This is a genomic window from Mesorhizobium sp. 113-1-2, assembly GCF_016756475.1.
GTDB classification, from domain to species: Bacteria; Pseudomonadota; Alphaproteobacteria; order Rhizobiales; family Rhizobiaceae; genus Mesorhizobium; species Mesorhizobium loti_C.
Genome location: NZ_AP023242.1, coordinates 2,212,375 through 2,232,533 on the forward strand (window position 1 = coordinate 2,212,375; position 20,159 = coordinate 2,232,533).

The window sequence follows — 20,159 nt, forward strand, 5'->3', positions numbered from 1 at the left end:
CCCTGGGCGGGATCGCAAGAAATGGATCAGTTGGCGGCGAATTGGCCCGTGCGCCGCTGGCGCCTGTAGCCGACGGCGTAAAGCAGGAAGGCAAGCACGGCGAACACGGCAAAGCCCGGCTGGTTGAGCACCCAGGCGATGGCGCCATCCCACAAAAGCGGGCTGGCCTTGGCGCGGACGAAGGTCTCGAAGGCCGCCCGCGTGTCCGGCGAGACGGCCAGCCAGCTGGCGTTGAGCGGGGTCAGCACAAGCGCCGAAGCCGCCACCGTGCGGGTCGTGTCGAGCACCGCCATGATCACAGAAACCGATAATGCGACCATGGCGGCCAGACGAAAAATGAAGCGAAACATCAAGCTCTCCCCCGGCCGATCCTGGATGCTTTCCCAAATATCTCCGGCACGTATCCCCTGCGAGAAATAGAGTGCGCATGGCCTGCCCGCAACCGCGATACGCGAATTTGAAGGCTCGTGCTTGCTCTCCCTATGCCAACGGCTTGCGCCTGCGCCGGTGGGCAAGCCAGACGGCGAGAATGCCGCCGCCAATGGCACCGACCACCAGCCCGCCCAGGCCGAAGAAGGCTGCGAAATAGCCGCAGCCACCCTCGAAGCAACTCACCTCGGCGACATCGGCGATCACCGAACCGGCAAGGAAGCCGCCCACGGCACCGATGGCGGCGCCGAGAATGATGCCGAGCAAGGCGGCGGCAATGGAAACGCCGACCGAGGGCGCTTCGGTTTGCGGTCTGGCGTAGACGGTCTCGGCACCGGAGCCACCGCGCAGCAGGTAGATGCACAGCAGGCCGATGCCGATCTCGATTGCCGTGATGCCGAGGCTCCTGGCGGAGAAGACGAAATCCGGCACGACAAGCACATAGGCCTGCCTTGCCAGCACCCAGACGATGAGGGCGATCTGCCAGACAGTGAAATGACGGGGGAAACGCCCCGAGCGGCCAAAGGCGAGGCCGAGCAGGTAAAGCCCCCACAGGATGATGATGACATTGGCGACGAGGCCGCCGAGCAGGAAATTGAAGATTTTGTCCGGCAGGCCGGAATTCCCGACCAGCCACCAGGCCGACGCCAGGCCATAGACCGACCACGCCATGACGAAGATGAGCCAGCCCACCGGGACATAAAAAAGATCACCGCCCGGGCGGCTGGCTGGCGCCTGCCCACTGCCCGGTTGTTCGCTGCTTGATGTCATGTCCGGACAATGCCCCCGCATGGCCTCTGCTTCACTCGACGCGCGACCAGCAGGGAAGTCAAGCGCGGCCGGCCTTGCTGCCTTGCCTGTGCACATCATTCGGGGCCGACACCCCGGAAACGGGTGCGGCGGCGGCCTTGCGAAACACCATATGGCCGGCAAAGCGAATAGACTGCGCTTATGGCTTGGCATTCGGCGCGGGATCGACTAGATGAGCCCCGCGCCTGTTGCTTCGACAGCTCAGGTGCCGGGGAAGGATGTCCGCCGGTTGGGCGGCATCATGGTTCGGAAAATCCGCACCGCAGCCCCAAAGGAGATGCATCTCCCCAACCCGCGCGGCGAAACCGGCCGGCGCGAAGGCAAGGACGGAGAGGTGGCCGAGTGGTTGAAGGCGCACGCCTGGAAAGTGTGTTTACGGGAGACCGTAACGCGGGTTCGAATCCCGCTCTCTCCGCCAGTTGCTTGATAAAAATAATAAAAATCAATTCGATAAGAATCTGTGTCGAAGAGACCCGCCTTAAGGCCCCCCAATAGGCAGGTTGCTATCAAGTGGGCAGTTTGAGGCGGTCGAGCGCCGGCCTTATGGCCACTTTCTGGTGTCAAAAAACGTATCGCGTAGACCGGTGAAGTCGCTGGCGATCTTGCCCGTTCGTCGCGGGCAATCCAGCGCCCTTCGCCATCGGTAGTGTCAAACTGAGTTGGCCCGAATGCGTCACGGAGCGACTGACGAACGAATGCGATGGAAGTTTCGCTATCTGCTTGAACCGCCTGACGAGGATGAGGGATGCCGCGGGCTTAATTGCACGTCGGCGGTCGAGTGTGTCCAACGTAACGCGAAACGATCGGCAATTTCCAACGTCAGCTGGTGCAGACCCTCGAATACGCGCAGGGTAGCTTTGCGCCTGACATCGGCCGCTTCAATAAGAATCACGATCTCCCGAAAGCTGACGGTCGGCTGGCCTAATAGTTCGGCGCCGCCATCGGATATTCGTCCAGCAGGTCCGGATTAGGCGCGTGGCGCAGTTCCGTTGGTCGCAATAGGGTGCCGGCGCCTAGTGGCCGTTGCTGAAGGCCGAGTGCCTTCTCCAAGTTCCTGGGCTTTTGCCCTCACGCCTTGAAAAGACACGTGTAAAATGACTCTGGTCTACGAAGCCGCATACCAAGGCGATTTCTGCCAATGACAGACCGTTGGCAATCATCAACATTTCCTTGGCTTTCTGAACCCGCTGTTTGATCAACCACTCATGGGGTGCCATCCCGACGGTACGGCGAAAGGCACGCGCAAAATGGCTATCTGAAATCCCGCATTCGCTCGCGAGCTCCGAAATTGACGGATTCATAGGATGTTTGTCGATGAACTCGTAAATCCTGCGCAACTGCCACGGACTTAGTCCGCCTTTGACGATAAGCCGATCGCTTGTCGCTCCTCCGTATGTCTTTGCGACATGCGCGTGAAATGCAAGCGCAAGGTAATCCGTCAACAGAGTTGGTGCGTATTGTCCGCGAGCGATTACCGACGCCATTGTCTGAGCCAGTTGATACAAGATGGGGTCGTGCCCTGAAAGTGAGGATAACGACAATCCTTGGACCAGCGGCAATTCCTTTTCATAGGCTGACTCTGTCAACCGCTGTGTAGAAATGTACAAGCGAATGATATTGAACGGCGTATTTATCGCATTTTTGGAACTCTTGGAGAGGTCCAAAAGGTAGACATCTCCAGGCGCAGCACTCACGTCGACGATGACACGCTGTCCACCAGTCTTGGAGCTTGTCGCCAGGACGTCAAGAGGTACCAAGAAGACAAAGGCGGATTCCGGAACAACCGCGACTTCGCTACGGGGCGACGCCCCCAGCAAGTGGCACATGGAAATCGGCGATCCTGACTTGATGTCAGCCAATATCGTTGGCGGCGCGTCTACGCCCCACCGCTCACTGATTATCGATTGGTTGAATGCTTTCATCGCGCAGTCTCCAGTCGCAGCTATCGCGTGCCCACCTTGGCACTTTGCGCAAGACGCCATCGGACCATGGGCCATGTAGACGACGAATAGAAGCCTCTCTGCCTTCGCTATTTCGCTGCGCCTGGCACTCTGGAACCTATTAGGCGGATTTATCCCATCTGCGCTGGCTTTGTTAAAGCGCATGACGGCGAACCTAGCTCTACTGCTTGCCGAGACGACAAAAGCCGTTGTCGAGCACATCAGTCGGAAGGTTTCCCAATGAGCGACCTGTTGAACTTCGCATTAGAGGCGCACGGCGGGCTGAAGCGCTGGAATGAATTCCAAACCCTTCGCGCTGAGCTGTCAATCGGCGGAGCCATTTGGGAGGTGAAGCATTGCCAAGGGCTGTTGACCGACAAGACCATCGACCTGCAGACGCACTATCAACAGCTCTCGATCACGCCTTACCTCAAACCGGGTTTGCGGACAGTGTTTGTCCCGGACCGCCAGACACTCGAGACGCTGACGGGCGAAGTTGCGGAGGTCCGGGAGCACCCAGAAACGGCTTTCGAGAACCATGTGCGCTCGACCCCCTGGGATAAGTTTCACGCGGCTTTCTTTGCTAGTGAAGCCCTATGGACCTATCTTACTTCGCCCTTCCTTTACACCTATCCAGGTTTTGAAAGCGAAGAGATCGACCCCTGGTATGAGAATGGTGAGCGCTGGCGCCGTCTGCGTGTGACATTTCCTGACCACATCGTCAGCCACACAAGGACACAAATCACTCATTTTGGACCCGATGGCCTCATGCGACGGCATGACTACACGGTCGACATCCTGGGCGGCGCCACGGGTGCGAACTACACGACGAACTACCAGGATTTCCAGGGTCTGATGATGCCGATGACTCGGCGCATCTATGCCTATGACGAGAAACTGCAAAAGGTGCCGGAGCCCTTGCTGGTTTCCATCGACTTTCGCCACGTAACGTTCGTTTCCTAGCCCAGCGCAATCAGGTGGAACCTCAACGCCGGTCATCATGAAGATGACGGCACCAACACGTCGCCGATCACACCATTTCAACCAAAGGAGACTACAATGATCAAGACCTCGCGCGGGCTCACCGCAATCGCGCTCATTCTGATGTCGAGCGCTTTCCCCTCGATCGCCGCACCCGCCGGCGCTACCAAGAATATCGTGCTCGTTCATGGCGCATTTGCCGATGGCTCGGGTTGGGCCGCAGTGAGTGCTATCCTTGAAAAGGACGGCTACAAGACGTTCATCGTCCAGCCGCCGGAGACCTCGCTGGAAGACGACGTTGCCGCTACCAACCGCGTCCTGGATTCTTTGGACGGTCCGGCCGTTTTGGTGGGACATAGTTATGGTGGTGCTATCATCACGGAGGCAGGCAACAACACGCATGTGAAAAACCTTGTCTATATCGCGGCATTCCAGCCGGATACCGGCGAGAGCCTGGGTTCGCTAGGTGCAAAGATGCCGCCCGCTTCCAAGGCAATCAAACAGACGTCGGACGGTTTCCTGTATCTGGATCAAACGCTGTTTCATGCCGATTTCGCCGCAGACCTTCCGGCCGCCCAGGCTGATCTCATGGGCAAGTCGCAGGTGTTTTTAGCAGGCAAGGCGGCCGGCACCCCGGTGACGTCGCCAGCTTGGAAGTCCAAGCCCAGCTTCGCAATGGTCGCGACACAGGACCGTTCGATCAATCCCGAACTTGAGCGCTTCATGTACAAGCGGTCGAAGGCGCAAGTGGTCGAGGTGGCATCAAGCCATGTTGTATATATCTCGCACCCGAAGGCTGTGGCCGCGCTGATCGAAACCGCTGCCCGCTAAACCCCTTCCGAACAACCCGACGGCGGGCGCCTCCGCGCCTCCGTCGCTTTTTCATTCCCTGTATTCAGCAATGAAGGATCCCGCTATGTCGAAACTCGTCCTTGGCGCCGCGGCGCTGCTCTTTGCCTCAACGGCTGGGGCTTCGGCCGCCGCCGAATCGCTAACGCTGCAGCAGGCCCGGGCGATCGTAGCGCCGCTTTACGACGCGCTGAATGAGCCCCTTAAGAAAGACATCCCCGGATTGTTGGCGCGGGCTGCCAACGCTGATTATAAATCCTGCTCGACAAACCAGGATTGCCTTGGGCGAGATGAGTTAGCCGGCCAGTTCAAGGTGTTCGGCACCATCATCCCCGACCTGCACTGGACCGTCAAAGATATCTGGACATCGGGCGACCAGATCGTGGTACGGGGCGAAGCCTCTGGCACGCCGGTCCAACCGCTCTTCGGTGTGAAGCCTACCGGAAAGAGCTTCCGCACAATCTCCATCGACATGTTCACTGTCCGCGACGGCAAGCTGGCCAGTGCCTACCATGTGGAGAACTGGGCCGCGGCCATGCAGCAGATCAGCCAATAGCCGCCGCGATTCACATCCGCGACCGTAACTCCTCCTTTAACACAGAGGCCCGCCATGACAGATCCACAGGCAACTGAGCGCGCACGCGCCTTGGTCAAAACCTTTTACGACGGCGGCGCCCGTGGCGAGATCACGAGCTTCGCAGGCAGCCTGTCTGAGGACTTCGAACTGTTCGTCCCGCCACAGCTTCCTTGGGGCGGCACTTTCAACAGGCAGCAGTATATCGATCTGCTTCCGCAGGTCGCGGATGCCCTCGATTTCGCCAACATGACATATCTCAGCCTCACGGCTGAAGGCGACCATGTCGTAGCCCTTATCGAGATCGGCGTGAGCGGTACGGATAACGCCATCATCATTTCCGAGCATTGGGACGTGCGGGATGACAAAGCCGTGCGTTTGCGCGTGGCCTATTTCGATCCGACTCCCCTGTTGCGCCGAGCCGGCGCCTAAACCTCATCACATCCTGCAAGGAGACTATCCATGTCGACTGACTATTCTGATCGGGACAAAGCGGTACGCCACAATGTTTATGCCTCGGTTCGCCGCCGGGATGGCCTGCCGGCCGCGCTTTTCACCAACTACTGGCGCGACGTCCATTCGACACTTTGCTCACGGCTTCCTGGCCTTGGCTTCTATGTTCAGCAGCATTTCGACCGCAACCACACCGCCAATCTTTGGCCCATGGCCGATGGTGTTCACCGGATTGAGGCCGTCTTGGATGGCTCTGCAGAGTTGGGTTTTGCCAACCTGGAAGATCAAGCTGCCTTTGGGCAGGCCGGGACAATCCTCTATGGCGACGAATTCAACCTGTTCAGCGAGTCCGTGGCCTACAACCTGCCCAATGGATCGGCCACTTTCGTCGACCGGGAAGAGGATGGCCTGCGCAATGGACCGGAACGATTGCATCGTGTGCATGTCTATATGAACCGCAAGCCGGGACCAGACGCCGATGCCTGGCTGACGGACATCAGCGCCGAGTTGGTTGGAGATAATGTGGTCCGCAAATGGAAGCTGCATCTGCCGACAACATATGACAACGCCCGGCCTTCGCCGCCGGCGCCCAATGTCGGGCATTTCGTCGGCGCCGACCGGCTCAATCTGGCCGTTATCGAAGCGGCTTTCGACAGCGCGCGATCGGCGCGAGATTTCTTCGCTACCAAGCCATTCCGCAAAATGCTGGGCGCCCAGGAAAAATACATCGACGCGCTTGGCGCTTACCTGGTCACAGGCTTTTATACCTTCGTGCGGGATGGCAAGCCGACCATTGCCGGCATCAGAGGCAGTCGGTCAGCAGAATTGATCGAACAGGTCGGTGCCGCCAACCAGACCGCCACCGAAATCAGCGAGCGGTTCTTCGCAAAAGGCGAAACCGCTCTTCCTCACACCCCTAGCTCCGTTCACGTAGCGGCCTAGGGAGGCCTCGAACGCAAGCCCATGCAGCCATCTTCTTTCTGGTCGTCCATTTCGGCGGCCGGTAAACCAAAGGATAATCTGATGAGCAAGATCTCAAACATCGTTCTGGTCCATGGTGCGTGGGCTGATGCCTCAAGCTGGTCGAAAGTCATTCCTCTGCTTGTGGGCGAGGGGTTAAACGTGACTGCCGTGCAGTTGCCTCTCAATTCCTATGAGGCTGACGTGAACACAGTGAGCAGAGCCATCGAACTGGAAGATGGTCCGGTTGTCCTGGTCGGCCACAGCTACGGCGGTTCGGTCGTGACACAAGCCGGCAACCACGCAAAGGTCGCCGCGCTTGTTTACGTCGATGGGTTCGCGCCGGATGCAGGGGAGTCGGCTGGCTCACTGTTTGCGCAATTTGAATCGGCGCCGTTGAACCCCGAGATCCGGCCTGATGCTGAAGGTTTTCTCAAACTGTCCAAGGCAGGAATATTCGATGTTTTCGCACAGGATCTGACGGCGGCGGAAAAATCACTGCTGTTGGTAACCCAAGGTCCAATAAGCGGCGCTGCGCTCGGCGGGACTGTGGCCGAGGCGGCTTGGAGGACGAAGTCGTCCTGGTATCTCATTGGCGACCAAGACAGGGCCATCCCCCGCGGTGAGCAAGAAAAGATGGCGACGCGGATGAAGGCTAACGTCGCACACGCCGACGCCAGTCACGTGGCTATGCTAGCCCAACCCAACGCAGTCGCCGATCTAATTTGCAAAGCCGCAGGCTAATCACGCGCGCGAACATCATTTCAACAGGATCAAAGACATGACCCCTGAGCAAAACAAGAAGATAGTTTTGGAAGCATTCAATGCCCTCTTCAACCGTAAAGACTTCGAAGGCGCCAGCCGCTTCTGGGCCAACGATTACATCCAGCACAATCCCCTGATCCCGAATGGGCGGGAAGCCCTTTTCAGCTACGTTGCCTCCTTACCCGCGTCGACACGCTTCGAACATCAGCTTGCTGTTGCCGAAGGCGATTTCGTCATGGTGCATGGCAAATATTCGGACAATGGCTTTCCTATTCCTTGGATCGTGGTCGATATTCTCCGCATGAAAAATGGCGTGATGGTTGAGCACTGGGATGTCATTCAGGACGAGGCAAAGGGCTCGGCGAGTGGCCATTCAATGTTTAGCGGGCAGGTATAGAATTAGGGCAATGGAAGTTTGGGCAGCGCTGGAAAACGGCTGCCTCATCTCCAGGATATCGCAATTTCGACCCGGTGCTAACGTGCGTCGATTGCCGTTTTGTCAACTGTCCCACGTTGTCCACAAGCAAACGCAAGTCGGGCTGAGGCGCGACCGAGAAAGTCTGAAAGCTAGTAAGAACCCCGGTCGAAGTGGCGTGGCTCGATGCGATAGCCGCGGATAGAACCCCGACCGGTCAATTGATCAAAGGAGAGTTCAATGACAGCGAGCGCGGAGTCCTACCGATCGAAACCTCCAGGCACATTGTCATGCTTTGTGACCACCGTAACATGCGTCGCCGCCGCGATTACTTTTTCAGCTAGCGGGGCCGCCCCGACCCCGTTGTATCATGACTACCAGGAACACTTCGGCCTAACGCCGTTCATGATCACGATCATATTTGCGGCGTACGTTGTGAGCCTTCTTGTTGCGCTGCTCACCGTCGGCTCCGTGTCAGACTATGTGGGACGCCGCCCTGTGATCCTGACTGCCCTCATGATTAATTGCCTGGCCATGGTTGTCTTCATGACAGCCGGTTCGGCAATTCAGCTTATCCTCGCACGATGCATACAGGGATTTGCAAACGGCTTTGCAATCACCACGTTGGCGGCCACAATCCTTGACACTGACAGGGCGCACGCCCCGCTGCTCAACAGCTTTACGGCATTTGCTGGCCTCTCGGCTGGCGCTTTAGGTGCCGGTGCGCTGGTTACGTTTGCACCAGCGCCGGAACAGCTTGTCTATGTTGTCTTGCTGCTCCTCAGTTTCATGGAGGCAGTGACCCTCTGGTTCATGCCCGAGACAGGAACGCCGAAGCCTGGCGCGCTCGCATCGCTATTTCCTCACGTCCGTGTGCCGCCTGCTGCCCGCGCGACATTCGCTGCCGCAACGCCCGTCAACATCGCGTCATGGTCGTTAGGCGGGTTCTACTTTTCGTTGATGCCTTCTGTGGTTAGGGTCGCGACAGGAGCCACCCTCCCTATCATCGGCGGGTTGGTCGTTGCCACGTTGACCGTGTCAGGCGCTTCGGCCGTAGTGGCATTGCGCAATCTTCCCCCGACCAGGATGCTTGCTGTTGGCATCGTGATGCTGACTCTCGGCGTACCGGTAACGTTGGCCGGTATCCTGTACCAGAATGTTGCTGTCATGCTCGCTGGCACGGTTATCGGAGGCATCGGCTTTGGGACTGTGTTCTCGGGGACCCTCGGCACCATACTGCCTTTTGCCAAACCGGATGAGCGCGCCGCGTTGTTATCAGCCTACTTCGTCGTGGGCTATCTTTCCTTCACCCTTCCTGCGATAGCGGCCGGCTTTCTCGCCCCTGTTGTTGGCCTCACCCGGATCGCAAATTTCTATGGCGCGGGCGTTATTCTGTTGGCAGTCACTTCACTAATCATCAATTTTACGCGGCATGCGAACGACCATGGTGAGACCGCCTGATACATGTGGTCTGGAAGAAGTTCGTGACGCTCTCACGATGACGGGACGTCTAGGTCCGCTTTCGTATCCAGTCGTCCCGCAAACTGACAGTCCGGTTGCGGCCCCCAATCTGCCGGTCAGAAATGCGCCTCATGGCAGTCATTCCTGCGGTCCCGTCCATTCACCGAAAGCGGACATAGCTATTGCAGAAGCCGCAGGCAACTTTGCGCGCAAGGAGCGGCCGTTGGCGAGTGTGAGAGTCACGCCGCTCCTTTGGTTCAAACCAACTGACAGCACGTCTTATAGAGGCAGCTCCTTGCCTGCCTGCTCCGCCGCCATGTGCTCCGCGTACCAGTCCGGCCAATTCTCATCACGCTGGCCGCCTGTCCGCTTCTCGTGCTCGCCATGGGCCACAGACGCACGCCGGAGCGCGGCCGCGAGCTCGGCCGACGAGCCAAAGGTGGTTTCGCCAGTGTCGACGCGGCCGGGCGCTCGCGCAGTGACCTCCTGCAACATCCAGATATTTCCGGCCGGATCGCTGAAGGATGCCCACGACAAGTAGCTGCGCCGTTGGGGGTCCGGACCGCTGACACGGCCTTCACTGCCGGCATAGTGGAACACTTCGCTCACGTCGACGCCGCGATCGGCAAGTTCGGCGCGCGCTATCTCGACATCCGACACGACCAGCTCGCCAGCGCTTTTGAGGACATCGAGTTCGAGCCGGGCATAGGGTTCCGTTGTGGTCCCTGAGCCGAAGACTATCGAACACGGGGAGCCCGGAGGCGTAAACTGGATGACACGAAATCCGTCGCCTGTGAGGTCGGCGTCCAGTCGCCAACCCAAGCCGCTATAGAAGTGCTTGGCACGTTCGACGTCCGAAACGGGAATGACCGCGACTTCGAGCCTTATGTCTACTCCCCGCGCTGCGGGTGTCGCGATTGCGGCTTCGCCGCGCTGCTGAATAGCGTTCATGTCAATTTCCTCCGATTTTGGTGGCTGGTGAGTTCATATGCGGCGGACCGGGGCGTGTGCCCGGTCCGCCTTGGAAGGAGAGCGGAGCGGCGGGCGCCCCGTTCATCTCATATCGATTGCCGAAGCGACCGGAACGCGGTGCGAAGCTCTTCGGTAAAGAGCTTCGGCTGTTCCCAGGCAGCAAAATGACCGCCCTTGTCGAGCTGGTTGTAGTGAATGAGTTTGGGGTACGCTCGCTCCGCCCAATTCTTGGGCGTATGGTAAAGCTCGTCAGGAAAGACGCTCACCGCGACGGGCACTGAGACGCCCTTTGGGGTGAAAAACGGGAACTTGTTTTCCCAGTACAGCCGAGCTGACGAAACCCCCGTGTTGGTCAGCCAAAACAGCGTGATGTTTTCGAGGATGTCGTCTGGTGTGAGGCCCTCAGTCTGCCCATCGAACGATCGTGCAATGAGCTCGAGACTGCGCGCGTCGTGGTCCAACAGGAAGGTTGCGAGACCGATAGGAGAGTCCGCAAACGCGGCCGATGATTGCGGGCGGGTTCCCTGCCAGAACGCGTAGTAAGCGTGCTGATAAAAGAACACCAGTTGGTCGTACGACTTTCTCTCCTCGGCCGAGAGGCCAGATGGTGCCGGCGCGCCAGCGAACGAAGCCTGGTTGATGTCCACAGGAATTGCGCCCGGCATATTGACGTGGATTCCCAGGAGTTCCGGCGGCGCTCGCACGCCAATCAGATCTGTGACGAGCGAACCCCAGTCACCACCCTGGGCGACAAAGTGCTTGTAACCGAGGCGCCGCATCAGCGTGATCCAGGCGCTGGCGATGTGGTGAGGACCCCAGCCGGTTGTGGTTGGCTTGCCGGAGAACCCGTAGCCCGGCATAGACGGGATCACCAGATCGAAGGCGTCGGCCGCGGTGCCGCCGTGCGCGGTAGGATCTGTCAGCGGTCCGATGATCTTGAGCTGCTCGACCACCGAACCCGGCCAGCCATGTGTGACGATCAGCGGCAGGGCATTCTCATGCTTCGACCGGACGTGGATGAAGTGGATATCCAGTCCGTCGATTTCAGTTATGAAGTTAGGCACGGCATTGATCCTGGCTTCAACTCTTCGCCAGTCGAATTCGGTCTGCCAGTAACGCAGAAGCTGCTGAACCGTCTTGAGCGGTACGCCCTGCGAATAATCGGTAACGGTTTCCTTGTCGGGTAATCGGGCCCGTGCCAGGCGTTGGCGCAGGTCGGCCAGATCTTCCTCTGAGGCACTGAACGTGAAGGGGCGAATCGAGTCGGCCCCGGTTGCCGCGTGTAGCGCAGAGGGAAGCGCGCTGATGGCCCCGGCTGCAACTGCGGTGGCAAGAAGTTCGCGCCGCGTGGGCGACATTGATGCTGATGACATGACATCCTCCTCTATTTTTCTATTTGTTCGGATGCGGTCACGCAGATCGAATGGCCGCGGAGGAATGTTCGCTCGAACGGGAGGGAATTGCTCGTTATGCGTTGTTAAGAGTCGTTAACGGGAGCGTCAGCGCGATGCATTTGCGGATGTGCCGTTCAATTCGGCTAGCAGATCGCTCGCTGTCCTAACATCCGCCGTTCCCACTCCCTCGCCGAACCGCTGAAGGAGCCGACCGAGCAAGTCCCGGGCACGATCTGCCTGACCTTCTTGTTGCCAAATTCTGGCCAGCGGAATGGCTGCCCTCAACTCCCATGCCGTTGCAGCCTGTTTACCTGCCCAATAGACCGCTTGAAGCAACGAGTCCTCAGCCGCACTCACATCGGGCGGAGAATATGCCAGGCGAATTTCGGCCCACACACGCAGTAGATCCGGACGATCGTACGTCTCGCCGGCTTGGTCTGCCAAGGCAATAGCCCGGTCGATTGTGGTTGTAGCCTCATCAAGCTGGCCGCTTCGGATCATGCCTTCGGCAAGCGCTCGCAAGAATGCCGTCGCAAGGATATTGAACCGTTCAGCGCTCAGCGTTGCAACAGCGCTCCGGAGCAATTGCGCGCCCTCGGCCGGCTCGCCTTGCAAGATCATGAGTTCGCCCTTCAAAGCAAGTCCCATGGCGTGATAAGGGGCCAGGGAATACTTCGCTGCATAAGCCAGAACACGTTCGATCCATTGCGCCGCGCGGTCAAAGTCGCCGCTCCAGAGATAGACCGGCACAGTGTAAACAAGCGACATGCAGACCGCGACCGGATGCTCGCGTTTGATTGCCTCTTCGACGGCCTGGTCCGCAGTTTTGAGCGCTCTTTCCGGCATACCTCGCAACCACAAGGCTCGCGCCAGCGCTATCAGCGCGCGTATCCTGTGGTCGTAGCCGAAGAAATCGACCTGGACGCTGCCAGCGTCTGCTTCCAGCTCCAGTCCACGGTCGCTGTGTCGCTGTGACGCTGCCTGGTTTCCGACCAGGTGATGCGATACGCCGAGCATCCACTCGGCCATGATGACCCCTGACTGCTCCCCAAGCTCTGCCGCAACGAGCACGCTCCGCTCGGCGCAGGCGAGGGCCCCGCGAAAGTCCCCGATGCGAGTAAGAAAGATGTTCAGCCCGGCCAGCAGATGCAACTTGTATTGGCCGTCCCGCAGCGCCTCCGCCAGTCCGATGCCTCGTTCGATGGCTTTTCTGACGGCATCGCTGTTACCGCGTGTGAACATCGATGAGATCGCCAGCGCAGCTTGAAGCGCCAATTCGCGCTCCGTTCCGCGATCTGTCTCCCCTAGAGCGGACAGGCCCCGCTCACACCACCGTTCGCACTCGCCCAGAAGCGAGAACCCCAAGAACAGAGGCGCCGCTCCGGCTGCAAGTTGGACACCGTTCTGGGCCTCGCCGCCGTCCGAAAAGCTCCACTCGAGTGCTGCTCGGATATTGCCCATGTGCGGCTCGTAAGCGGAGACGTCGCGGTTCCCGAACGCAGTCGCTCTTGTCGAGTCTGGTTTGAAGCGATCGGCATAGTGATGCGCATGTCGCCTCGACAGCGCTGCGCCTTCGCCGGTTTCGGCAAGCTTGGCTGCCGCATACACTCGACTGGTATCGAGGAGCCGGTGGTAAGTCGATCCCGCCAACTCGGACGTCCTGATAAGCGACTTATTGACTAGGCTCTCGACGGCGTCTGCCACCGCTGATGCATCGGCTTCACCGTCCGACGCGATTGCTATGGCATCCTTGAGGGTGAAGGGGCCGACGAATACAGACAACCGGCGCAAGATCGTCTGTTCGTATGGGGAGAGCAGGTTGTAGCTCCAGTCGAACATTGCCTGGAGCGTTTGATGACGCGGAATTGCGCTTCGCCGGCCGTGCCATAGAAGCTTGAAGCGATCATCAAGCAGTTCGGCGGTTCCGCGAATTCCGTAGGTGCCCACGCGGCCGGCGGCGAGTTCGATTGCCAGTGCTATGCCGTCAAGCCGGCGGCATATTGCCGCCAGGATCGGCGCGTCCGCATCGCTGAGTTCGGCACAAAGGCCTCCCGCAACGGCGCGTTCCATGAAGAGCTGCACAGCGGGCGCGGCAAGTGCCTGCGCAGCGGTTAACCCACTGTCTTCGGGCGGCCCTTCAAGGGGCATCAGCAGATGCACATTCTCGCCCTCGACACGCAGGGCCTCGCGGCTGGTTGTAAGCAGGTGCATAAGAGGGATCTCGGCAAACAGACGCTCTGCCAGCACGGCGACGGCATCGATCACATGCTCGCAACTGTCCAGGACGAGAAGAGTCGGCTTGTCGACCAGAAAGGCAACCAGAGCAGAAACCGGGTCCTGTGTCGCCTGACTGCTCAAACCCAACGTTGACGTCACAGCGCCGGGGACGAGGGATGCATCTCCCAGCGCGCCGAGATCGAGAAAATAGATCTGATCGGAAAACGCGCCGCGCAAGGAGTGGGCTATCGCAACCGCGACGGTCGTCTTACCCATGCCTCCCGGTCCGACCACGTTGACGAACCGCCGCTCCGAAAGGAGAGAGGACAAGGCGGCAACTGTTTCTTCGCGCCCTATCATCCTTTCAAGTCGCGGCGGCAGCCTTTTGGGCCGACCGGCTCCCCCGCTGGGTGGTGCCGGGATCATGCGAGCGGAGTACTGCACCGGTGCTAGGAAACTGTATCCCCGTCCGGCCACATTGGCGATGTATCGGTTGCCATCTTTCCCGTCACCCAAAGCCTTGCGAAGATTGGAGAGGTGTACCCGGAGACTTCCCTCCTCGACAATCACGTCGGGCCAGACACGCTTGAGCAGCTCTTTGCTGCTGAGGACTTCCCCGGCGTGCTCCACCAGTACGATGAGGATATCCAACGCCCGGCCGCCAATCCCGACAGGTTCCCCGCCTCTTGCGAGCAATCTCTCAGAGACGCTCAGGCGAAATGGGCCGAAAGACGCAATCACGTCATGAGAAACGTCCTGATCGAGCATGGTGGACTCCGGTAGCTCGTGACTACCTTCATGGTCGCGCTCAATGCGGAGAGAACATCCGCCTGCGAGACGGGCGTCGACCGTTCACGGGTTTATGCCGCATTCGAACTTATACGACATGCGCATTCCAGTGCAATCCGGCGAATTTCAACCAAGACCAGCCACGTGGGCTGTCACTGCATCTGATGCTCGTTTCGGGTCAGCTCACGTCGCCGGACCTTTGGAGATTGAACGGTCCGCTGTCGTCTTCTCTGCACCTCAAGCGGACCTACTGCTCCTGGCCCGAACACGTCACTCAGAGAACGGCTCAGTGACGGCGGCTCTTGGCGGGAAGGAGGCATAGGGTAGCTGATGCTGCATAGAAGGCATGGGCGTCACATGCCAGATGCCAACAGGGTCGTTGGAGAATCGCGTGTTCCAGCTACATGAGCGGCGGAACCATGCGGGACGATGCGGAACAATTCTTGATTTGTGCCCACGAAAAAGATAACAAAATCAACGATTTGAAGGCGCCCTCCGGGCCCACCAAAACAACCGCTTAAGTGGCTGATTTTTATGAAATTTTCGGAAGGGGGCCCACGACGTGGTTTGTTGAGGGCGTTGACGAACGTGTGCGATTGCAGGTTTTGCGACGCTAGAAATCCGAACACAGGTTCCAAAAAAACCGCCTTCGCATCTCATTTTGTCGGCAAGGCGATCGGCACCGCCGCGCCGCGCGGCACGACCAGCACGCCGAGCGGGCGCGCGCGGCCGCGGATGTCGATCTCGCGCGCCTCCGCGCCGGGTAGGTCCATGCCCGAAAGCCGCACCGCCGCTTCGGAGACGACGATCTCGGCCTCGAATTCCTTCGCCGCGGCCTCCAGCCGGCTGCCGACGTTGATAGTGTCGCCGATCGCGGTCACGTTCATGACCGCGCCGTAGCCCATCGAGCCGACGATCGCCTGGCCGACATGGATGCCGATCGCGACCCTGATAGTGGCGCGCAGTTCCTCGGCAAGGTCGTCGCTGAGGGCGCGAACCCCTTCGACGATGGCGCTGGCGGCGGAGAGCGCGTTGCGGCATGCCTCGCCGGGCGTGGTCTCCAAACCGAACAGCGCCATGGCGCCGTCGCCGACGAACTTGTCGAGGCGGCCGCCGGAGCTTTCGACGGCGCGGCCGACCACGCCGAAATAGCGGTTGAGCAGGAAGACCACGTCGAACGGCAGGCGCTGGTCGGTCATCGCGGTGAAGCCGCGCATGTCGCAGAACATCACCACCACGACCTTCTCGTGGCCGGGATCGTTGGCGGTTGCGGCGAGCTGGCCCTCCGCCGTGACTGGCGGCGACAGCAGCGGCGCGACGCGAAGATCGCCGCGCGGCCTGAGTTGGCAGGCGAGCCGCACGTCGCCGTCGGCCGCGATGCGGCGCAGGGTCGCCGCTTCGATCGAACCGGGCTCCGGCTGCTCGGCCAGGCCGTCGACCACGCGGATGCGGCAGGTCGAGCAGCGTCCGCGCCCGCCGCAGACGGCGTAATGCGCGATGCCGCCCAGCCGGCTGGCGTCGAGCACGCTGTAGCCGCGGGGAACGCGCACCTTGCGCCCGCCGGCATAGCGCACCTCGATCAGGTTGCGCCGCTCGATGCGGTCGCGAACGATGCGCGCAGCCAGCACCAGTATGATCAGTCCCGCAAAACCGGCATAGATGCTGCTGTCGATGCGCTCCTTGGTCGCCAACGCCCGGTCGAAAAGGGCTGGCTCGATGGACTGCGACTGCGGCGGTCCTATCGCGGAGACCTCCTTTCCGGCGCTGGCGAACCCGAGCAACGCCAGCACCGGAACCAGCACCGCCAAGACAAGCAGAGCCGAGGCGACGCGCGGATACCACTGACGATGGCGCAGCCAGAAGTAGAGGCCGAGGCAGCCATGCGCCCAGATGACGACCACCGCGATCGCCTGCCGCACCCCGACCTGCGGGGCAAGGATCCATAGCGAGCGCACCACAAACTCGTAAGTGTCGTTGGCTTCATAGAGGGCGTGCATGGCACGCGTGCCGACCACGTGCTCGGCAATCAGAAGCGGGATGGCGAGGCCGAGCAGTATCTGCGCCCACTCCCGCACCGGCATAGCCAGCGTGCGGCGCTGGTAGAGCGCCAGCAGCGAAAGGACGAGATGCGTGGCGACCGCGCCGTAGAGGAGCAGCGTGCCGGCCGGGTTGCGCCAGATCAGCAGGAACACCGCGCGCCCCTTCTCCGCTGCTGCAAGCGAGATCAGGAGCAATGCATGGTTCAGGAAATGCAGCGTCACGAACGCCATAAGCACAAGGCCCGACACCAGCCGTGCGTTGCGCAGCCACGCGTCCGGCAACCATCCGGGCGGCGCCGCTAAGACCTGCGATTGGCTCATTTCCAGTGCCTCGAACGATTCGCTGACCAAGACACGCCGACAATAGGGCCTTCCGGTCAATATTTGCCGGCGGCGACAATCAGTCAATCAAGCCTTGCCGCCTGCCATTCCACGACGTGGTGGCAGTTCGACACGGCGAAATCGCCTGCTGGAGGCGCCGGGGCTCGGTCTCGATAATCGCCGCCGAAGGGGCCAGGAAGTATCTCGGCGAAGAGGATGCGGGCTTCTTCGCCTGAACCATCCTCCACGCTGCATGATGATCGAATATGCCCGCAGTGGAATCCGGGTGAACGCCGTGTCGCCGGGCGTCATCAGGACGCCGATGCATGCGCCGGAGACGTACGACGGGCTGGCCGCCTTGCATCCGCTGGGCCGCCTCGGTGAGATTTCCGACATCGTCGGCGCGGTCCTCTTGAGGATGCCTTTTTCGTGACGAGGGAACGCTTCATGTCGACTGCGGCCAGAGCGCTGGCCACTGACCCACCGCCACTGACCCACCAGTCAAGGGAGACCCTTCATGCCTATTGTTACCGTCCAACTCACACCCGAGGGCACCGAGCCCGGTGTGGACCATGTTACAGCGGAGCAGAAAGCAGCCATCTACAAGGGCGTGAGTGAGGTCCTACTCGACGTCCTCGGGAAGCCGCTGGACTGGACCTGGGTGGTGTTTGAGGAAGGAGAGATGGAGAATTGGGGTTGGGCGGGATGCCCGTCGGCGAATACCGCAAGCTGGCGGCTGCAAAGGGGTTGACCTCTAACAGCATGACATGACCGCGTTCGAGCAGTTCCCCGCCGCGATACCACTATAAGGACCCGGCTGCTGTTCGTCCTGAGCATGCGTTCCCGCGCTAGCTCAGAGACGGATCGGTATCGTGGCCAACCCAAAACCTGTTCCAGCGAAGCCATACTAAAATCTGTCGACGTGCGTCATGGCGGCGCGCTAAGGACGCATCGTCCGCAACGATGCGCTGAACCCGCCAACGCATATTCCACGATGACCTCGTTGCGCCCTATCAATCCGAAATACTCCTTTGCCGAGCATGTTTGACGGCTCGCCTTCCGCGGTCGTAGCGGACTGTTGTGCAGGGTCCCAAAAGCTGACGAATCCCCTGGGCCGAGAGCCAATGCATACTTTGTTTTCCGCCAATCGGCATCCAACTAAGGCATCACCCACAAAAGCTGTCGAAATTGATGGGTTTGGAGAACCCGACATTCACGTGTCCATGAAGACCATCTTCTTGGACCCCTTAATGTCTGGCTCTCCTAAGCGAATTTCTGCGTGAACGCCTCGTCACGCTTGCGACATTACCTGCGGCAATTTTCGTTGTCCGATGGAATAAGCGCGCTTCCCGGATGTCCACATCGGTGGAAATCACTCCACGCATGGAAGGACATATCGATGAAACATGCTTCTGTTTTCCTCGTATTCGCCGGCCTCGGTTGCCTTTTTGCAGCCGGCCCGGCGTTCGCGCATGCCCATCTCAAGGGCGCCAACCCCGCCGATAAGACGATCGTATCGACCTCCCCGATGGCGCTGACGCTCGACTTTACAGAGGGACTGAACCCAGATTTTTCCGGGGTTAATCTGCAAGACGCTTCAGGTTCGCAAGTTCCGTCGGGCAAGGCGCTGCTGTCGAACGGAGACGAAACCCTCACCATTCCTGTGCAATCGACGCTCAGGCCTGGCGACTATACGGTCAAATGGCATGTTCTTTCGGCCGACGGCCACAAGACCGAAGGCAGCTACAGCTTCACGGCCAAGCCTTGATCGATCCGCAAGGGCTTTGGATTTTGGGTCGTGCCGTTATTGACACCACCCTCATGTTGCTCTGGGGGTGTTGGGGGTTGTTTTCGGCCGCTACACCGCCACCCCTAAGCGCAGTCCTGGTGCGGCGATTTTCAGGGGTCTCCGCAATTTGCACAATGATGGTGGCGACAGGCGTCCTGGCGGTCCTTCCGGCGCAGATCGCTATCGTAACCGACGATTGGCGCGCGACCATGGATCCGCAAACGCTCTGGTCGTTTCTCACGCTGACGACCGGTGGACGGGCATGGGATATGCTCGCCGCAGGTGCGTTACTGCTTGGACTGGCCCGTTGGCTCATGCCACGTCGCCATACTCTTGCGGCGGTTTTGGCCGGCGGTTCCTTGACGAGCCTTTCCCTGACGGGGCATGCAGCAATGAGGACGGGCTTTGAGCGCACTCTTCATACCGGCATCGACATCGTCCATGTTCTTTCCGCCGGAGCATGGTTTGGCGGTCTTGTTGGCTTTGTATTTGTCATGCGGGCGGCACGCGACGTTGCTCATCGGCCTCAAGCATTGGTCGCTTTGTCCCGATTCTCCAGGCTCGGCCACGTTGCCGTCGCACTAGCGATCTTGAGCGGCGTGGCCAATAGTTTGCTCATCCTCGGTTATTTGCCGACGGATTGGCGGTCGCCCTATCAGGCAAGGCTCCTCATCAAGATCGGACTTGTCGCGATCATGGCGCTCGCGGCCATCGTCAATCGCTATATCTTCGTTCCCCTCTTGCGCAGAAAGCGCCGCGAGGCAGAAACCGCGTTGTTGGCCGGCGCTGCCTTCGAACTCCTGCTTGGCGCCGTCGTTATCGCGCTCGTTGCCGCCTTCGGAACCATGGATCCGTTTTGACGGCATCCAAGGCCGCCGATGTCGCTTTTTCATCTCAATATCCTATGCCGCCGCGACCCGGCACGGCATCGCCAAGAAAAATTTCAGTTCGCCCGGAATAATCCGCTGCCTGCGGTGTCTACCCTCCTGAACTCTTCGAGA

General features: G+C 59.8%; 18 protein-coding genes, 1 tRNA gene and 1 pseudogene. 13 read left to right on the forward strand and 7 right to left on the reverse strand.

Annotation, left to right across the window (positions count from 1 at the left end):
* Nucleotides 1–26: 26 nt before the first annotated feature.
* Nucleotides 27–350 (reverse strand): hypothetical protein, encoded by a 324-nt coding sequence (locus JN279_RS10670; RefSeq protein ID WP_096450138.1) that lies wholly within the window; start codon nucleotides 348–350, stop codon nucleotides 27–29.
* A 130-nt stretch (nucleotides 351–480) separates the two neighbouring features.
* Entirely contained in the window at nucleotides 481–1,200 is a 720-nt protein-coding gene (locus JN279_RS10675) for a hypothetical protein (protein WP_244734517.1), read from the reverse strand.
* A gap of 367 nt (nucleotides 1,201–1,567) precedes the next feature.
* Between JN279_RS10675 and JN279_RS10680 the strand changes: the two genes are divergently transcribed.
* Nucleotides 1,568–1,657, forward strand: a tRNA-Ser gene (locus JN279_RS10680).
* A 595-nt stretch (nucleotides 1,658–2,252) separates the two neighbouring features.
* Here JN279_RS10680 and JN279_RS10685 read toward each other — a convergent pair.
* The gene (locus JN279_RS10685; RefSeq protein WP_202352715.1) at nucleotides 2,253–3,161 is read right to left on the reverse strand and encodes an AraC family transcriptional regulator; all 909 of its coding nucleotides are present in this window, start codon (nucleotides 3,159–3,161) and stop codon (nucleotides 2,253–2,255) included.
* A gap of 258 nt (nucleotides 3,162–3,419) precedes the next feature.
* Between JN279_RS10685 and JN279_RS10690 the strand changes: the two genes are divergently transcribed.
* The 8 genes from JN279_RS10690 to JN279_RS10725 all read left to right on the forward strand — a co-directional run bounded on the left by JN279_RS10690 (nucleotide 3,420) and on the right by JN279_RS10725 (nucleotide 9,637).
* The gene (locus tag JN279_RS10690) at nucleotides 3,420–4,142 is read left to right on the forward strand and encodes a hypothetical protein (protein ID WP_096450132.1); all 723 of its coding nucleotides are present in this window, start codon (nucleotides 3,420–3,422) and stop codon (nucleotides 4,140–4,142) included.
* A 96-nt stretch (nucleotides 4,143–4,238) separates the two neighbouring features.
* A complete protein-coding gene (locus JN279_RS10695) occupies nucleotides 4,239–4,991 on the forward strand; it encodes an alpha/beta fold hydrolase (protein ID WP_096450130.1) in 753 nt (250 codons plus the stop codon).
* 85 nt (nucleotides 4,992–5,076) lie between these two features.
* Nucleotides 5,077–5,565, forward strand: coding sequence for an ester cyclase (locus JN279_RS10700; RefSeq protein WP_202352716.1), 489 nt, complete (start codon nucleotides 5,077–5,079; stop codon nucleotides 5,563–5,565).
* A gap of 54 nt (nucleotides 5,566–5,619) precedes the next feature.
* Complete coding sequence (locus JN279_RS10705; protein WP_202352717.1) at nucleotides 5,620–6,015, forward strand: nuclear transport factor 2 family protein; 396 nt, start codon at nucleotides 5,620–5,622, stop codon at nucleotides 6,013–6,015.
* A 30-nt stretch (nucleotides 6,016–6,045) separates the two neighbouring features.
* On the forward strand, nucleotides 6,046–6,978 hold the full coding sequence (locus JN279_RS10710; protein WP_096450124.1) for an EthD domain-containing protein: 933 nt from the start codon (nucleotides 6,046–6,048) through the stop codon (nucleotides 6,976–6,978).
* Between the two features lie 81 nt (nucleotides 6,979–7,059).
* Nucleotides 7,060–7,740, forward strand: a complete 681-nt coding sequence (locus JN279_RS10715) for an alpha/beta hydrolase (RefSeq protein WP_096450122.1) — start codon at nucleotides 7,060–7,062, stop codon at nucleotides 7,738–7,740.
* Nucleotides 7,741–7,777: 37 nt separating this feature from the next.
* The gene (locus tag JN279_RS10720) at nucleotides 7,778–8,158 is read left to right on the forward strand and encodes a nuclear transport factor 2 family protein (protein WP_096450120.1); all 381 of its coding nucleotides are present in this window, start codon (nucleotides 7,778–7,780) and stop codon (nucleotides 8,156–8,158) included.
* Nucleotides 8,159–8,416: 258 nt separating this feature from the next.
* Nucleotides 8,417–9,637: an MFS transporter gene (locus tag JN279_RS10725; protein ID WP_096450118.1), complete on the forward strand. Its 1,221-nt coding sequence runs from the start codon at nucleotides 8,417–8,419 to the stop codon at nucleotides 9,635–9,637.
* A gap of 279 nt (nucleotides 9,638–9,916) precedes the next feature.
* On the opposite strand, the gene JN279_RS10730 is transcribed toward JN279_RS10725, so the two are convergent.
* The 4 genes from JN279_RS10730 to JN279_RS10745 form a co-directional block, all read right to left on the reverse strand.
* Nucleotides 9,917–10,588: a VOC family protein gene (locus JN279_RS10730; RefSeq protein WP_096450116.1), complete on the reverse strand. Its 672-nt coding sequence runs from the start codon at nucleotides 10,586–10,588 to the stop codon at nucleotides 9,917–9,919.
* A 107-nt stretch (nucleotides 10,589–10,695) separates the two neighbouring features.
* Nucleotides 10,696–11,982: an epoxide hydrolase family protein gene (locus tag JN279_RS10735; RefSeq protein ID WP_096450114.1), complete on the reverse strand. Its 1,287-nt coding sequence runs from the start codon at nucleotides 11,980–11,982 to the stop codon at nucleotides 10,696–10,698.
* Between the two features lie 126 nt (nucleotides 11,983–12,108).
* Nucleotides 12,109–14,988, reverse strand: coding sequence for an ATP-binding protein (locus tag JN279_RS10740; RefSeq protein ID WP_096450112.1), 2,880 nt, complete (start codon nucleotides 14,986–14,988; stop codon nucleotides 12,109–12,111).
* Nucleotides 14,989–15,665: 677 nt separating this feature from the next.
* On the reverse strand, nucleotides 15,666–17,369 hold the full coding sequence (locus JN279_RS10745; protein ID WP_096457900.1) for an adenylate/guanylate cyclase domain-containing protein: 1,704 nt from the start codon (nucleotides 17,367–17,369) through the stop codon (nucleotides 15,666–15,668).
* A 259-nt stretch (nucleotides 17,370–17,628) separates the two neighbouring features.
* On the opposite strand from JN279_RS10745, the pseudogene JN279_RS10750 reads away from it, so the two are divergent.
* The 4 genes and pseudogenes from JN279_RS10750 to copD all read left to right on the forward strand — a co-directional run.
* Nucleotides 17,629–17,848: pseudogene (locus JN279_RS10750) on the forward strand (SDR family oxidoreductase); the annotation flags it as partial.
* A gap of 38 nt (nucleotides 17,849–17,886) precedes the next feature.
* Complete coding sequence (locus JN279_RS10755; protein WP_096450108.1) at nucleotides 17,887–18,120, forward strand: tautomerase family protein; 234 nt, start codon at nucleotides 17,887–17,889, stop codon at nucleotides 18,118–18,120.
* Between the two features lie 648 nt (nucleotides 18,121–18,768).
* Nucleotides 18,769–19,137: a copper homeostasis periplasmic binding protein CopC gene (copC, locus tag JN279_RS10760; protein WP_202352718.1), complete on the forward strand. Its 369-nt coding sequence runs from the start codon at nucleotides 18,769–18,771 to the stop codon at nucleotides 19,135–19,137.
* Nucleotides 19,071–20,018: a copper homeostasis membrane protein CopD gene (gene copD / locus JN279_RS10765; RefSeq protein ID WP_274608681.1), complete on the forward strand. Its 948-nt coding sequence runs from the start codon at nucleotides 19,071–19,073 to the stop codon at nucleotides 20,016–20,018. Before copC ends, copD begins: the two co-directional genes overlap by 67 nt.
* Nucleotides 20,019–20,159: the final 141 nt, after the last annotated feature.